We start from the raw sequence: 14,826 nt of genomic DNA, 5'->3' as shown, positions 1-14,826 counted from the left end.
TCTAGTACTTGAATCGAACCGTGTAGGTCATGGCCTCCGACCGGCCGGCATCCACCGGGACATCGAACTCGATCGTATCGGCGTCCTTCTTCCGGTACTCGGAGGATTTCGCGGTGATCTCCCAGTTTCCGTACAAGGTCTCGATGACCGTGACGGTCGCGGGCTTCCCGCCGCGGTTTCGAATGGTGATCTTGTATGCGTCCTCGGTCACGCTGCGTGAGATTCGGGAGTGAGACGTGCGCGCCCGATCGCCCACGAGATCAAAAGCCGTGCCGCTCAGGATCTTGATCTTCTCTCCCGCCGCCGTGTGGCCGATCGCATCCTCGCCGACGAGCGCCTGAGCCCCGCCGCGGTCCGCCTGGTAGACGCGCACGCGTCCCGCCGGAAGCGGCACCCCCAGCCCCTGGGTTTTCTCGTTCCCGAGCTCCAGTCGCACGCGAACGCGCGATCCATCGCGCGCCGCGTCGTAGACGTAGGCCCGGCGCGCGGGGACGCGTACCGGCCCGACGAGCGGGATCTGGGTCGTCTCGAGGTAGCGAAGATCCATCGAGCCCGGGAGCGGGTAGAGGTGGTACGCGAAGAGATCCTGGGCCTTGGGAGCCGGCGCCGCGGAGGGGGCCTCTTCCGAGGCGGGGCCGCGATCCGGGGTCTCCCCCGCGCGATGCAGGTCGCCCGCGACGAGCGCCACCTTCGCGTCCTCGTAGGTCGTCCCCGTACGGTTCACGACCGACGCCCAGCCTGAGAGCTCGACTTCCTTCTCGCCCGGATCGAGGATCACCGCGTACTCGCCGCTCCACTCGATCCCGGAGGTCAGATAGGAAAGGATCGCGGCCTCCGTCCCTCCCTTCGCGCTCTCCACCTGCCAGCGAAGCGAGGGGCGGGTGGCCAGGCCCATGCGTGACGAAAACTCGAGCTCGCTGATCTGCCGCCGGTCGATCATCGTGAGAACCCCAACCGAATCGCGGCGCTCGATGAAGAGGTCGTCCCCCTCGATTCCCACGAGGCGTCCGTGGTACGCCCTGCTGGCGTACCGGTACACGATCGAGTCGCCGAGGAAGCGGCGGAAGACGCGGTCGCCGTTCCAGAGATCGTAGTCGAAGCTCTGCCTGAGAACTCGAAAGCCATCCCCCTCGAGGCGCACCGAGGTCGAATCGATGCGGCGAGGCACCCCCTCGAGCGTCACGTCGTTCCGGCCCGGCGAGAGCTTCAAGACATACGGCTCGCGCACGAGAGCCAGATCGTTATTGTAGATCACGAGCTCCACACGACCCGGCGCCCGCTGCGCCACCGCCGCATGCGCCGCGGCGGGAAGTACCGTGATGAACAGCGCGAGCAGGGTGGAAACTGGGAGCCGGAATCCGGTCATTCGACCTCCGGGCGCGATACAAGGTTGGGGGTAGTTCTCTCGTATGGGGCGCACGTTACGGCGCTCCCGCGGCGCGGTCAAGAATCCCCGCGCGCGCGGCGCGGCCAAGTTTACGTTGACACGATTTCGCGGCGAAGCTACGGTACCGGCGTGTCTGGGGCCGGCAAGAACGGCCAATCAAGGCTCGCTTTGGAAACCTGCAATGGTGTTGCCTCGCATCGGGAATCTCGGCTTCAGCGCTGGCACGCGGCAAGGTTCAAAGCATCGATCGGTGTCCATACGCTGAAGCAATCTCCTGGATCAAACGACAAATGATGGGAGCGCCCCGCCTACGACCCGCAGTGCCTCACGCGGGCGAATCGCCGCCGGCATCGGGCCTCCCATCGGCTTGTGTCTCCACTTGGTAGCCATACTCGGGAGGAGGTGAAGATTCAATGCGCAAGCGCGGAACCGTGAAATGGTTCAACGAGTCGAAGGGATTTGGCTTCATCCAGCAGCCGGGGGGCGAGGACGTGTTCGTACACTACTCGGCCATCCAGGGAGAGGGCTTCAAGACCCTCGCCGAGGGTCAGGCGGTGGAGTTCGAGATCGTCGAAGGCCCGAAAGGCAAACAGGCAGCCAACGTGACGACGGTCTAGGGCCGTCCCATTGTACCGATAGAAGGGCCGCCCCGGCGGGCGCACTCGCCGGGGCGAAATTTTTGGCCGTGCCTCTGGGGCAACTACGAAATTTTTCCGGCTGTGGCCGGGATGGGCCGTTCATTATATAGTCCACGCCTTGCATGGCCGATCACCCGCCGGAAGGACCCACCCCCAGCATCCCCGAGCTGCCTCCCGAGGAGGGAGGGCCGGTCCAGGTGTCCGGCGTGTTGCGATTCCTCGAGCGTGCGTTCGAGATCGTCGTCGGCCCCGCGCGCCGGATCACCGACCCCCACCTATTCCATAAGATCTCGCTCGCGGCGTTTCTCGCCTGGGTCGGCTTGGGCGCGGACGGGCTCTCGTCCTCGGCCTACGGCCCTGAGGCCGCGTTCCGGGCCTTGGGGGAAAACACGTTCCTCGCGATCCCGCTCGCGATTCTCACCGCGGTCACGGTTGTGGTCATCGCGGTGAGCTACATGCGGATCATCGAGCGCTTCCCGGCGGGGGGCGGAGGATACGTCGTCGCGACGAAGCTCTTGGGTCCCGGAGCGGGGCTCATGTCGGGATCCGCGCTCCTCGTCGATTACGTGCTCACGATCGCGATCTCGCTCGCGAGCTGCTCGGAGTCGATATTCAGCTTGTTCCCGCCGGCGATGCAGCCGCTCCGTGGTCCTTTCACGTTTCTTCTGCTCGCGAGCCTCACCCTGCTGAACTTGCGCGGCGTTCGCGAGTCGGTTGCGGTCATCTCCCCCATCTTCTTGGTATTCATCGTGAGCCACGTGGGAGCAATCCTGGCCGCCGTCGTCCTGAATCTCCATCAGGTCCCCATCGAGGTGAATCATCTGCGAGAGCAATCCGTCCGCGCGGTGCAGGAGACGGGGTGGATCCCGCTCCTCATGCTGCTGTTCCGGGCCTTCACCCTGGGCGGCGGAACCTATACCGGCATCGAGGCGGTGAGCAACGGCGTGCCGATGCTGCGGGAGCCGAAAGTCGAGACGGCGAAGGCGACGATGCGGTACATGGCGTTTTCGCTCGCTCTCATCGCCGGGGGGATCCTGGTCGGATATCTGCTGTACCAGGTCCGCCCGGTGCCGGGAAAGACTCTGAACGCGGTGCTGTGGTATGCCGTGGCCGGGCAGCTCTTTCCACCGGGAAGCCATCTCGGGAGCGCGCTGGTCGCCGTTGTCCTGCTCTCGGCGGGCGCCCTGCTCTTCGTCGCCGCCCAGACCGGATTTCTCGGCGGGCCCCGCGTGCTGGTCTACATGGCGCTCGACCGCTGGGTCCCCTCGCGATTCGCCAACCTCTCCGAGCGGCTTGTCAGCTCGAACGGGGTCATGTTCATGGCGATCGCGGCGGCTACGGTGCTCGCCGTCACAGGCGGAGCCGTGCACGTCCTCGTCGTGCTTTACAGCATCAACGTCTTTCTGACGTTCTCGCTCGCTCAATTGGGAATGATTCGCGACGCCTTGCACTTGAGACGCGAGGGAAAGCAGTGGCGCCAGCCCCTCATGGTGAGCGGCATCGGGTTCGTCGTCACCGGGCTTCTTCTGGTTGGAACGGTCTCATTCAAGTTCGGCGAGGGTGGATGGGCCACCCTGCTCGTCACGACGATCCTCGCGCTTTGCTGCGTTGCGATCCGCCGACATTACATCCGGACCGCGCAGAGCCTGCACCGGCTGGACGACACGCTGACCACGGTCCCGCTGCCCCGGGGTGAGCCCACCACCGCCCCGATGCAGCGGAACGCGCAGACGGCGATCCTGACGGTGACGAACTTCGGCGGGCTGGGCATCCACTCGCTCTTGAACCAGTTCCGCATCTTCCCGAATCAGTTCAAGCAGATCGTCTTCGTGTCGGTGGGCGCGATCGATTCAGGAAAATTCAAAGGCGCGGACGAAATCGAAGCCTTGCGGAAGAGCACCGAGGCGGAGCTGCAAAAGTACGTGGACTTCGCGCGGAAGCTCGGGATGCCCGCCGAGTATCGCTACTCGATCGGCACCGACATCGTCGACGAGCTGGAGGCGCTCTGCCTCCAGGCGAGCAAGGACTACCCCCGGTCCGTCACGTTCGGCGGCCAGCTCGTGTTCCAGAAGGAAGGGGCCATCGTCCGATGGCTCCACAATCAGACCTGCCCCGCGCTCCAGCGGCGGCTGGCGTTCCACGGCCTGCCGATGGTGATTCTTCCGGTGCGGGTGTACTAGGGCAGCGCGACGGCGGGCGCGGCGCGGAGCAGCACTGCCGGGTGCGGAGCGGCGCGGCCGGGCGTGGAGCGGTGCGGCCGGGCGCGGCGCGCCGCTGCGAGCGACCGGGAGGGGCCGCGCGGCGGAAAACAGGGAGGGCCCGGCCTAGCTGTGCTATGTGGGCGCCGGGCCCTTCCCCTCTCTATGGTCCCGCATGAACCTGGGCTCGTCGTGGACGTCCATCCCACCACAAGGGCGCGGTCCCTCCACCACCCCCTTGGGAGCGACCGGCGCCGGGTTCCACCGCGCCGCTCGCCTCCCCCCGACCACCCCGTCCACGGCCTTACCCATCCAGCGGGTCGTGATCCGCGCGCTCGTCACGCAAGCGAGGTCGTTTCGGCCGCGGCACAGAAGGGCCTTGTGCAATCGCCGTGCCCTCACGACTCGCGGGGAATATTGGACTTACAGGCTTGCGCGACGGAGCGTGTGCGTCGGCGGACCGACACTGACGGTCGGCGAACATGCGACGAAGGTTCGACGCCGTCAGCGATCCGACAGCGACACCGCTAGCGAACTCCGGCCTTTTCGCCCTCGTACGCTTGCTTCAGAACCTTGATGTCGAGCTTCTTCATTTTGAGAAGAGCATCCATCACTCTCTCGTATCGGGTGTTGTCTTTCATCCATTCACCCATGATTGCGGGGACGATTTGCCAGGAGAGGCCGTATTTGTCCTTGAGCCAGCCGCACGGCCTCTGCTCTCCACCTTCGGAAAGCTTCTGCCAGAAATAGTCGATCTCTTCCTGGGTGTCGCAGTTCAGCATGAGCGAGATCGCCTCGCTGAATTTGAAGATGGGACCGCCGTTCAGGGCCATGAACTCCTGGCCATCGAGCTGGAACGTTACGGTCATCACCGACCCCTTCGGCCTTCCGCCGGCTTTCGATGCTGACTCTCCATAGCGGGTAATGGTTCCAATCTTGGATTTCTTGAAAATAGAGGTGTAAAAACGCGCCGCCTCCTCGGCTTGACTATCGAACCACAGGCAGGGGTTGATCGCTTTCATGGTGCATTCCTCCTTGTGCATGCCCCTAGCGGGTGGGGCCCGGCAACACCTCCATTGAGGCTAGCCCTGGGGTGAACCACGGTCAACATCGGGGGCCTCCCTACCGCCTCGCAGCCACCGGCGGCGGCCAGCCCGGCTACAGTCGTCTCCGCGAGAGACCATCGGGACCGCGGGGGCCGTGGGAAAAGCAGGTGATTGAGTGACGCCGTCCTGTGCCCTGCTTTGTTTGGCACGTCAGCCGTCCTGTTCATCCCCCGACAGGTTTGCCGCCGCCACGTAGAGGTCCCCGCCGAACGCGGAAGGTCGCGAGGCGGTGATTACGGGCAGCGAAAGGCCGGCGGAGGCAGCAAGCGCGGGCCACTCCGCGGCAGGGATGGGATAGGGGACCCATCGGCTTGCCCGACGGCGGTCGTATTCGACGAGCACGACGCGTCCGCCGGGCCGCAACCAAGTGACGAGGCGAGCGAGCACATGCCCCGGGTCGCGGACGAAGTGGAGGGAGTTTGCCAGAAGCATCCCGTCGAGCTTGCGCCCATTGAACCCGGGCAGATCGAACGGAGCCGAGAAATCGGCCAACACCGGGATCACGCCCGGCGCCTCCGTCCTCGCCCAACGCGTCAGCTTCGACAGCGAGCGCGCATCGCGATCGACAGCATAGACCCGGCTCGGCTCGAGTAAGTCGACGAGCGCCCGCGTAAACGTCCCGTCGCCCGCACCGAGGTCGGCCCAGGCGCCCCTGCAGCGGGGGATCGCCTCACGAATCAGCGACACTGCATCGCGCGTGTTCATGAACTTTGGCTGACCCCCGCGTAATCCCTCGCGAAGGTCTCCGGCTCGAAGAGCCTCGGCAGTAGCTCCGCCATCGCGACCAGGTCGAGCAGGTTGTGGTGGAAGACGGGAATCAGCCGGTGCGGCTGGCCGTGCTTCACGTACTCGTGATAAACGCCCGGAATCTCCGCGCCGTCGATGTCCCCCGCGCGAAGCCGGCGAAGCACGCGCCACTCGAGCGTCCGGAGCTTGCAATCGGGAAGACGGTCGCGCCAGCGGCGCCTCACCATCCAGAGCAGGTCGAGGTGCGGGATCCGGGCCTCGAAGCCCAGGCGGTGATGCACGGCTCGGTTGCGCAGGAAGGGAATGTCGAAGGTCTTTCCGTTATACGTGATGAGGAAGTCGTGTTCTCCGACGATCCGCTCCACCTCCACGATTAGCGAGCGCTCCTCCGCGTAATCGCGCGCGAAGAGCTGGCGCAGGACGAGATTGCGGTCTCCGATGTGGCAGAACCCGACGAGGAAAACCGGCGCCGGTTGGAGCCCGCACGTCTCGATATCGAGGAAGAGCATGCGCCTGTGTCCGAACTTTCGGAAGAGGCCGCGCTCCGGGGGATCGAGGGCCGCGACGGCTTCGGGAAGCGTGCGGGGCTCGCGATGGGGGGCGGGTGAGCCATCCGGACCGTCGACAGGCTCCCAGTACGCGCCATCTTCGACCTCCGCCAGATCCGGCCTCCCTATCTGCTCGAATCGCCTGAGGAGCGGCATGGGGCGCTCGTTTAGCTCGGTGTAGAGCCGCTCGTGCACGAAGCACGGGCCTTCGCGTCCGATGAGGATCCCGCCGGGGAGGATCTCCTCGATCGAGGTTGGAACGATGCGGGGCTCGGGGCGTGGAAACCTCACCTCCGTGCGCGGCTCGCGCCGCAGGAACTCCCCGATCCGCTGTCGCACCGCCGGAGAGATCATCGCCCGAGCATCCGCCTGAGCAGGGCCACCGTCGCCGCCTTGCTCGGGATCGGCCAGCCGCCGTAGAGGTCGGGATCCTGCTGCTGCGCCGGGCGCAATATCGGCAGCCCCACGCAAGAGGGACAGCCCAGCTCGCACGGGCAGTCCTCGACCAGCCGAAGCGCCGCGCCCAGAAGCTCCCCCACGATCGCATACCCGCGCTCCGCGTAGCCGAGCCCGCCCGGATAGCGGTCGTACATGAAGATCGTCGCCTCCCCCAGATTCGCGCTTTCCAAAATGCCGCCGATGTCGGGGCGATCGCACATGACGTGGAGCGGAAGGATCGTGATGAGGAGGTTCCGAAGCCCCGACATGCCCTCGCGAGGGTTCATCCCCGCGGTCCGGACCTTATTCCGAGTCCCCTCGCTCGGTTGGATCCAGAGCGCCATGGTGTCCAGCTTCTGCCGCGGCAGATCGAGCGGGTGATAGCCGATCGCGTCGAGACTCCGGAAGCGGATCTTCTTCATCGCGACGGTCTGCCACGAAACCTCCGCCGGGCCCAACCCGATCGCCTCCTCCCCGAACCGCTTCGACTCTCGCGTCTCCTCGAGCTTCAGGTGCGTGTCGAGCACGGGCTGGGTGTAGTAGTCCACCTCGCGCGGCTCCACGTAGGCGACCTTTTGACGCAGGTCCAGATCGCGAACGAAGTAGGTGTCCCCCTCGTGGAGGTAGATCGCCTCGGGATAGAGAAGCTCCGGCGCGCTGATCGAATCCACGGTGCCGAGCACCGCGTTCTCCCGCGTCTGGTCGAGGATCGTGAAGGTGTCGTCGGAAATCGTGCGCAGGTTCACGCTGCCCGCCGGGTATTCGGCCGAGGACCAGTAGCGGAGCCCGTCGAGCGATTTGAATGAGCCCTCCTCCTCGAGGATGGAGGCGATCGCCGGCGCGCGACTTCCGAAGATCGCTTCGTCCTCTTCGCTCAGCGGCAGCTCGTAGGCCGCACACGAGAGCTGCGAGGCGAGGACGTAGGGATTCTCGGGGTCCAGCACCGCGCTCTCCACGGACTGGCCGAAGAAATAGTTCGGATGCCGCATGAGGTACTGGTCGACCGGATCCTCGTACGCGACCACCACCGCGAGCGAGGGCGCCTGCTTCCGACCCGCGCGTCCCGCCTGTTGCCACGTGCTCGCGATCGTGTTCGGGAAGCCGACGAGGATCGAGGCGTCGAGCGTGCCCACGTCGATCCCCAGCTCGAGGGCGTTGGTCGAAATGACCCCACGCAGCTCACCCTCGAAAAGCCGCCGCTCGATCGCGCGCCTCTCTTCGGGGAGGTAGCCTCCGCGATACGGGCTAAGGAGATCCGCGAGCCCGCGTTCTTCGCGTTCGAGACGCTCGCGCGCGTAGCGGTAGATCAGCTCGGCCACGACGCGCGCCTTGGTGAACACGATCGACTGCACGCCGCGCTTCAAGAGCGCGACCAGGATCCGCTCGGCGTCGACGGAGGCGCTGCGCCGCTCGGGCGAATCGAGGCCATACTGGCGCGGATTCCAGAACGCGAAGAGCTTGGGCCCGCGCGGAGAGCCGTCCTGGTCCACCAAGGCAACCTCGTCCCCCACGAGAAGCTCAGCCAGCTCCTGCGGATTGCGGAGCGTCGCCGAGGAAAGAAGGAATTGCGGCTCGGCGTCGTAGTGCCGCGCGATTCGGCGCAGCCTGCGGAGCACGTTCGCCACGTGCGAGCCAAAGATGCCCCGATAGGTGTGCACCTCGTCGACGACGACGTAGCGCAGATTCGAGAAGAAGCGCCCCCAGCGCGCGTGATAGGGCAGGATCCCCTGGTGGAGCATGTCTGGATTCGTGAGGATCGCGTTTCCGGTCTCGCGGAGCTTCCGCCGCGCGGAGCCAGGCGTGTCGCCGTCGTAGGTGCCGGTCGCGAGCACGCGGGCGAGGTCGTAGGACGCCTCGGCGAATCGGTTGAGCCCGCGGAGCTGATCCTGCGCGAGCGCTTTCGTTGGGAAGAGATAGAGCGCGGTGGCGTGCGGCTCGAGGAGGAGGCGTTCCAGGACCGGGATATGGTACGCGAGCGACTTCCCCGAGGCGGTGCCGGTCGCGACCACGAGGTGCTTCCCCGCGCGGGCGAGATCGATCGCCTCGGCCTGGTGCGAATAGAGGCGGGAGATCCCCTGCGCGTCGAGGACGTGCGCGAGGGTACGAGGGAGCGGCTCGGCAAGGTCCCCGTAGCGCGCCGGCCGCGCGGGCAGCGATTCAGCGTGAACCAGCTCCGGGGCGCCACGGCCGTGTGGGGCGCCGCCACGGCCGCGCATGTTCTCGCGCTGGTCGTTCCCGTCCTGTAGCGACAGGAGCATCTTGTGGAACTCTTCCACTGTCTCGACGCTGGAAGCGGCCACGCGCGGCTCGTCCGCGAAAAGCTGCGGGAACCCAGGGTTCCCGGAGCCGGGACCGGGGACGTTCCGGATCATGGCGATCCCGTTCGGCGAAGAAATTTTAGTGCGAGCCGCATGCGCTCCTCCAGGGTTGCTCCATGATGAGCTTCGGAGATCTCAACGGCGCGACGCGCTTCGTTGACGGGACATCCGAGGCTGCGTAGGCCGGCCAGGACGTCTCGGGAGTGTTGGTCGGCCACGGGTCGGCGCCCCTCTAGCCGCTTCCTGGCCATGAACCCGGCGCCGAACACCCGCTCGGCTTCGTACTGGTTATGTGCGCGACATCGCAGGCGCATGCGATCGACGATCGCCTTTCCCCCGCGCGCCACCGGGTCAATATGATCGAATTCAAGAAATCTACGTGCCTTGCAGCGGCCTCCCCTCTTGCTCACGAAGGTGCATTGACCCTGATCCCGCTCCCAAACAGCGCGGCGAACGTGTGCGGGGACGTAATGATTCCTGACCTTGGGGTCGGGGTGAACATTGTCGTGCTGTCGTCGCGGACGGCAAGCGACCCCTATCTTCTGTCTCTCGAGCTTATGAATTAGAGCATCGAGCGCCCGGTCGAGCACCTGAGCCATGTCCCCGTTGGGAATTGCATGGCTGAGCAAGGCTTGGGCGTGGCGAAGCTTGTCATGGGTGCTCTTCGGGATCGTGAGCTGAACTAAGAATCGATCAGCGGAAGGAAGCTGGGCTAAAGGAGGCGGTGTCGGATGACCAACATGCCCCACGGCATGTTCATCGGGTGTTGCGATCGGCGTCGAAACATCACGTTCAACATGCCCTGGGGCATGTTGTTGCTCGTAAGTCATTGTGGCAATTGGCCGAATTTTCGCGGGCAATTCCGAAAGCTGCAATCCCGAAAGCGGAAAGCGGCCCGCAAGCAGCTCTTCGATCTCCGACTTGCGCCGGTGCGTCGCTATCTCGATCAGCTCGTCGACATTCTCTGGAGTGAGGTGGGGTGCGAGGAGGCAGACCGCTGCCAGATGAAGGCGACCTTCGGCTAGGGCCGTGAAAAGCACCGGGAATCGCCGGGCCGCTCGCGCGGCGTGGATGCGTTTCGAAGCTGCGTCCTCGGACAGGTGCAGCTCGTCAACACAATAGGCATGCATGGACGGGTAGCTGGCCGGAACGTACAGCCGGCGGGCGTCCACTTCGGCGATGTGGGCCAGGAGCGTAGCCGTGGTGAGGCGATCTCGAGCGACCAGCGCGGCCAGGTCGCGAAGAAGAACCGCGTCACTCAGATGGGTCAACGTGTATTCGCGCATCGGAACATGTACTCGCGGGGAAGGTCGCGTAGAGGGGAGGCGGCTCGGCGGGAGATAGCTCAAAGTGCGGCAGGGTAGCGCCACGATCACAGGAACCCCGTCTGCTCCGTGAGGCTCGGCTCGGGCATGTCGAGGAGCTTTCGCATCAGCTTCGCGCTCGTGGCGGCCTGGCCGGCATGGCAATTGTTGAAGAAGACGAAGGTCTTCTCGGTCTTCTGGTTCAGCGCGCGAATCTTGTCCGCCCATTCCTTGAGCTCCGCCTCGGAATAGAGGTAGTCGTAGCGGAGGAGACGTCGGTCGCGCTCGCGGGGCGGCGCTTTGACGCCCGGGCCTTCGCGTTCTCGAGGCGCCCCTTTGCGCCCCTGGCCTTCATCCTCCCCGCGCGGCGCACCGTCGTACCAGCTCTTCTTGTTCCGTCCATGGAACCGCACGTATGCGAGCGGCCCGGTCGCGCGCGCGACCCGCGGCAGGAGGCCCGGGAGATCGGGCTCGTCCACGCTCACGTAACCGAGGCTCTCGCGCTCGAGGAATTGGAACAGGTCCTCCTTCATCCACGAGTTGTGCCGGAACTCGACGAAGAGCGGGACGCCCTCCATCCGCCCCTGAAGCTCGAGTAGAAACCTCTCGTTGTCCTCCGAGCGGTGGAACGCCTGCGGGAACTGCGCGAGCACGCCGCTCAGCTTGCGCGCGCGGCGCAGGGGCTCCAGGGCGGCGTGGAACGCCGCGTACGCCTCGGGGTCGCGCGTCTGGGCGTGGGTCATGTCGTGGTGCACCTTCACGACGAACTCGAAATCGGCGGGCGTCTTCCGTTCCATCGCGGCGAACGTCGAGGGCGGCGGGATCCGGTAATACGTCGAGTTGACCTCGACCGTCTTGAACTGCCGAACGTAGTAGTCGAGCATCTTGGAGCGGTCGAGCCCAGGCGGATAGAAGACGCCGCCCCAGTCGGGAAAGGAGTAGCCGGAAGTGCCCAGGAGGATCATCGCGCCACACCCACCGAACAGCCCGCCCCCGCGCGTGTCACCGCAACACCCCAGCTTTCACTAATGAACTCTCGCCGAATTTGTCCCGGAGCGAATCCACCGCCTCGAGCATCTTCCTGCGATGCTCGTCCTCACCGAACAGGCTGTGCTGGTAGTGCCCTGCCGCGTTGACCAGCCCCGACATCGAGACTCCGATCAATCGCAGCGGTCGTCCGTCCCAGTGCTCGTCGAGCAATAGTGACGCCGTGTGGAAGATCTCGTGCTCGTCGTCGATGACCTCGGGGAGCGCGCGCTGGCGGATTGTGGTGCGGAATTTCGAATCGCGGATCTTCACCGAGACGATCCTTCCTAAGTAGTGGTCCGCGCGGAGCCTCCGCCCCACCATGTCGCTCAGGCGGAGGAGCTGTGCTAAGAGCGCGTCCTTGTCGGATATGTCCGACGGCAGCGTGATCTCGTGCCCCATCGATTTTACCGGGATGCCGTCGTAGTACGGGACGACCGGGTTCTCGTCGCGGCCGAGCGCTGCCTCCTGCATGTTCTCGCCGTTCAGCCCGAAGTGATACGTGAGAAACTCGCGCGGGAACTTCGCGAGCTGCCCGATCGTGCGGATGCCGAGCTTCGAGAGCGCGACGCGCGTCTTCTCTCCGATTCCCCACAGCTCCTCGACGCCTCGATCCCAGAAGCGTATCCGGTAGCGCTCGAGGGTCAGCACCGTGAGCCCGCGAGGCTTCTGCACCCCGCTCGCCATCTTCGCGACGTATTTGTTCGGTGCGATGCCGATCGTGGCGGTGAGCCCCACGCGGCGCATCACAGCGCGCTGAATCGCGTGGGCGACCGGGATCGCGGAGTCGAGGATTGCGGCCGGATCGCGCTCTTCGGCGCCTGGCTTCCCCGCATAAGGCACCTGCGTGAGGTCGAGAAACGCCTCGTCGATGCTGAACGGCTCGACCGCTGGCGTGAAGCTCTTCAATGCGTCGAGGACTTGTAATGAGGTGTGGACGTACTTCTGCGGATTACCCTCGACGAAGACCGCGTGCGGGCAGAGCCTCTTCGCCTCCGCTATGGGCATTCCCGCGCGGATTCCGAAGGGGCGCGCCGCGTAGTTCGCCGAGGCCACGACGCCGCGCCGCTCGGTGCCCCCCACGAGGATCGGCTTCCCCTTGAGGCGTGGGTTCAGCTTCTCCTCCACCGAGGCGAAAAACGAATCCATGTCGAGGTGCAGGACGACCCGCACGCTGTGTCACCCTTCCATCCAGACGCGGGTGAGCTGCCAGGTCATGTCCTTTGCGTTGTAGCAGACCTCGTAGTAATCCGAGTTGTCCGCCATGAGCGCGAAGTAATGGATCTTGTTCTGCCCCTCGTGGCGGACCCAGTCACCCGTCACCTTCGCCACCTTCACGATCTTGTTCTTCCAGCGGAATCGGATGGGGCGCATCCGGCCGTTTCCGAACATCGTGATGACTTCGATGGGGTCGTGGATCGATTCGATCATGAAGTAGCCGTCGCTCGCCTTAGGGAATGAGTGCGCATGGACCATCAGCCAAGCCTCCGGAACACCCCCACCACCTTGCCCGCGAGCCGGAAGTCCGGATCGGACGGGCGCACCTCGATCGGCTCGTATGCTTCGTTCTCAGGAATGAGGAGGACCTTGTCGCGGCGCGGGAAGTAGCGTTTCACGGTCGCCTCGTCGCCGATCACCGCCACCGCGATCTCGCCGGAGCGGAGCGGCGCCTCGTGGTGCACGATGACGACGTCGCCGTCCAGGATCCCCGCGTTCTTCATGCTGTCCCCCTTGACGCGCAGGGCGAAATGCTTGCCGGGCCGCACGAACGCGCCGTCTACGATGAGCACGTCCTCAATGTTCTCCTCGGCGAGAATCGGCGCGCCGGCGGCCACGCGGCCCAGCAGGGGGATTTCGATGGCGTTGCGGGTGGTGGTGATATGTTCGGAAGCCCGTTCTGGGATCGCGCGAACCGACGCGGGGGCGCTCGCGGGAATGTGCTGGATCTCGATCCCCCGCGAGGTCCATCGGTCGCGGCGGATTTTCCCCGCCTTCTCGAGGCGGTCCAGGTAGTACCGCACACCGTTCGTCGAGGCAATCCCGAAGGCCTCCCCGATTTCACGGATCGTCGGCGGCCGGCCCTGCTCGCGGAGCGACCCCGCAATCATATCTAGGATCGCCTGTTCGCGGTCAACGGGTTCGATGTCTGGGAATCGCTTGAGCTTGCGTCTCCTGGCACCTCGCGACGTCTTAGGCGAATTGGGCTTGACCATGACCCCTAGTATAGTGCACATTTGTGCAGTTGTCAAGAGAGGCATTTGGGGAGACCTGTTGCCCGCGACCGATGCGGCAAGCATACTGCCGCTCAGTCGGCCCCCCTAAAACCCCGGATTAGGAGACAACACTCGCATGGAAGCCAGCCCGAGTATTCGCCATCACTTTGAGATCGACGGAGCTGACAATACTCCCGGGGGGTTGAGAGCGCTTCTAGAGGCCAACCGACATTATCGAACCCGTCCTTGGCCTGCGCCATTCGACAAAACGCACCACGCACTCCGAATCGCTGATGCTCGAGATCTTTCCTGGTTGAAAGACGAATCGGTCCAGCTCGTCGTGACTTCTCCACCCTACTGGACTTTGAAGGAATACTTGCCCTCTCGAAACCAGATGGGCGCCATTGAGAGCTATGAGGATTTTCTGACGCAACTCGACAGGGTGTGGTCCGAGTGTAAACGCGTGCTTGTTCCCGGCGGTCGAATCTGCTGTGTGGTGGGAGACGTGTGCGTTCCACGGAAGTCAGGGGGGCGGCACTATGTCATGCCCCTGCATTCGGACATACAGGTACGCGCGCGCAGACATGGATTGGACTGCCTCACCCCAATCATGTGGCTCAAGATTGCGAACGGGGCGACGGAAGCCCAGGGGAACGGCACCGGGTTCTATGGGAAACCCTATCAGCCCGGCGCGATTGTGAAGAACGACGTGGAACACATCCTTTTCATGCGGAAGGGCGAGAAGTATCGATCGGTCCGCCCAATTCAGAAGGCGCTTTCAATGCTGACCAAGGATGAGATGACAAGTTGGTTCCGCTCCTTCTGGAGCGATATTCGCGGCGCATCCACCAAGAATGGGCATCCTGCACCCTATCCGGTCGAATTGGCGGCGCGTCTGATACG

Annotated in this window: 12 protein-coding genes and 1 pseudogene (1 of these 13 cut by a window edge); 3 read left to right on the top strand and 10 right to left on the bottom strand. The window is 64.8% G+C overall.

The window, feature by feature from the left end; all coding sequences use genetic code 11:
- Window position 1: 1 nt before the first annotated feature.
- Entirely contained in the window at window positions 2-1,366 is a 1,365-nt protein-coding gene (locus E6K76_08690) for a DUF4139 domain-containing protein (GenBank protein TMQ58140.1), read from the bottom strand.
- Window positions 1,367-1,800: 434 nt separating this feature from the next.
- On the opposite strand from E6K76_08690, the gene E6K76_08685 reads away from it, so the two are divergent.
- Window positions 1,801-2,004: a cold-shock protein gene (locus E6K76_08685; GenBank protein ID TMQ58139.1), complete on the top strand. Its 204-nt coding sequence runs from the start codon at window positions 1,801-1,803 to the stop codon at window positions 2,002-2,004.
- A 143-nt stretch (window positions 2,005-2,147) separates the two neighbouring features.
- Window positions 2,148-4,205 carry an APC family permease gene (locus tag E6K76_08680; GenBank protein ID TMQ58138.1) on the top strand — a complete coding sequence of 686 codons (2,058 nt, stop codon included), beginning with the start codon at window positions 2,148-2,150 and terminating at the stop codon, window positions 4,203-4,205.
- 545 nt (window positions 4,206-4,750) lie between these two features.
- Here E6K76_08680 and E6K76_08675 read toward each other — a convergent pair.
- From E6K76_08675 to lexA, 9 genes are all read right to left on the bottom strand, one after another.
- The gene (locus E6K76_08675; GenBank protein TMQ58137.1) at window positions 4,751-5,245 is read right to left on the bottom strand and encodes a VOC family protein; all 495 of its coding nucleotides are present in this window, start codon (window positions 5,243-5,245) and stop codon (window positions 4,751-4,753) included.
- Window positions 5,246-5,479: 234 nt separating this feature from the next.
- Window positions 5,480-6,034, bottom strand: coding sequence for a class I SAM-dependent methyltransferase (locus E6K76_08670; GenBank protein TMQ58136.1), 555 nt, complete (start codon window positions 6,032-6,034; stop codon window positions 5,480-5,482).
- Window positions 6,031-6,978, bottom strand: coding sequence for a hypothetical protein (locus E6K76_08665; GenBank protein TMQ58135.1), 948 nt, complete (start codon window positions 6,976-6,978; stop codon window positions 6,031-6,033). The genes E6K76_08670 and E6K76_08665 overlap by 4 nt, the downstream gene beginning before the upstream one ends.
- Window positions 6,975-9,434 carry a DEAD/DEAH box helicase gene (locus E6K76_08660; protein TMQ58134.1) on the bottom strand — a complete coding sequence of 820 codons (2,460 nt, stop codon included), beginning with the start codon at window positions 9,432-9,434 and terminating at the stop codon, window positions 6,975-6,977. Before E6K76_08660 ends, E6K76_08665 begins: the two co-directional genes overlap by 4 nt.
- Complete coding sequence (locus tag E6K76_08655; protein ID TMQ58133.1) at window positions 9,431-10,666, bottom strand: hypothetical protein; 1,236 nt, start codon at window positions 10,664-10,666, stop codon at window positions 9,431-9,433. The genes E6K76_08660 and E6K76_08655 overlap by 4 nt, the downstream gene beginning before the upstream one ends.
- Before the next feature lie 86 nt (window positions 10,667-10,752).
- Window positions 10,753-11,649: a DUF72 domain-containing protein gene (locus tag E6K76_08650; GenBank protein ID TMQ58132.1), complete on the bottom strand. Its 897-nt coding sequence runs from the start codon at window positions 11,647-11,649 to the stop codon at window positions 10,753-10,755.
- Window positions 11,650-11,686: 37 nt separating this feature from the next.
- Window positions 11,687-12,883 carry a DNA polymerase IV gene (gene dinB, locus E6K76_08645; GenBank protein ID TMQ58131.1) on the bottom strand — a complete coding sequence of 399 codons (1,197 nt, stop codon included), beginning with the start codon at window positions 12,881-12,883 and terminating at the stop codon, window positions 11,687-11,689.
- A 6-nt stretch (window positions 12,884-12,889) separates the two neighbouring features.
- On the bottom strand, window positions 12,890-13,186 hold the full coding sequence (locus E6K76_08640) for a hypothetical protein (GenBank protein ID TMQ58130.1): 297 nt from the start codon (window positions 13,184-13,186) through the stop codon (window positions 12,890-12,892).
- Window positions 13,186-13,854 (bottom strand): transcriptional repressor LexA, encoded by a 669-nt coding sequence (gene lexA / locus E6K76_08635; protein TMQ58168.1) that lies wholly within the window; start codon window positions 13,852-13,854, stop codon window positions 13,186-13,188. Before lexA ends, E6K76_08640 begins: the two co-directional genes overlap by 1 nt.
- A gap of 205 nt (window positions 13,855-14,059) precedes the next feature.
- Between lexA and E6K76_08630 the strand changes: the two are divergent.
- A pseudogene (locus E6K76_08630) lies at window positions 14,060-14,826 on the top strand (site-specific DNA-methyltransferase) (it continues 217 nt past the right edge of the window).

It is taken from the genome of Candidatus Eisenbacteria bacterium, from assembly GCA_005893275.1.
In the GTDB taxonomy this organism is placed as follows: Bacteria; Eisenbacteria; RBG-16-71-46; order SZUA-252; family SZUA-252; genus WS-7.
The sequence above is the reverse complement of the archived record's forward strand: the minus strand, read 5'-3'. Positions and strand labels throughout refer to the sequence as shown.

What these genes read in the sequence shown, in the direction of transcription:
- E6K76_08690 (TMQ58140.1), bottom strand. Translation starts at nt 1,366, where the DNA reads ATGACCGGATTCCGGCTCCCAGTTTCCACCCTGCTCGCGCTGTTCATC.
- E6K76_08685 (TMQ58139.1), top strand. Translation starts at nt 1,801, where the DNA reads ATGCGCAAGCGCGGAACCGTGAAATGGTTCAACGAGTCGAAGGGATTT.
- E6K76_08680 (TMQ58138.1), top strand. Translation starts at nt 2,148, where the DNA reads ATGGCCGATCACCCGCCGGAAGGACCCACCCCCAGCATCCCCGAGCTG.
- E6K76_08675 (TMQ58137.1), bottom strand. Translation starts at nt 5,245, where the DNA reads ATGAAAGCGATCAACCCCTGCCTGTGGTTCGATAGTCAAGCCGAGGAG.
- E6K76_08670 (TMQ58136.1), bottom strand. Translation starts at nt 6,034, where the DNA reads ATGAACACGCGCGATGCAGTGTCGCTGATTCGTGAGGCGATCCCCCGC.
- E6K76_08665 (TMQ58135.1), bottom strand. Translation starts at nt 6,978, where the DNA reads ATGATCTCTCCGGCGGTGCGACAGCGGATCGGGGAGTTCCTGCGGCGC.
- E6K76_08660 (TMQ58134.1), bottom strand. Translation starts at nt 9,434, where the DNA reads ATGATCCGGAACGTCCCCGGTCCCGGCTCCGGGAACCCTGGGTTCCCG.
- E6K76_08655 (TMQ58133.1), bottom strand. Translation starts at nt 10,666, where the DNA reads ATGCGCGAATACACGTTGACCCATCTGAGTGACGCGGTTCTTCTTCGC.
- E6K76_08650 (TMQ58132.1), bottom strand. Translation starts at nt 11,649, where the DNA reads ATGATCCTCCTGGGCACTTCCGGCTACTCCTTTCCCGACTGGGGCGGC.
- E6K76_08640 (TMQ58130.1), bottom strand. Translation starts at nt 13,186, where the DNA reads ATGGTCCATGCGCACTCATTCCCTAAGGCGAGCGACGGCTACTTCATG.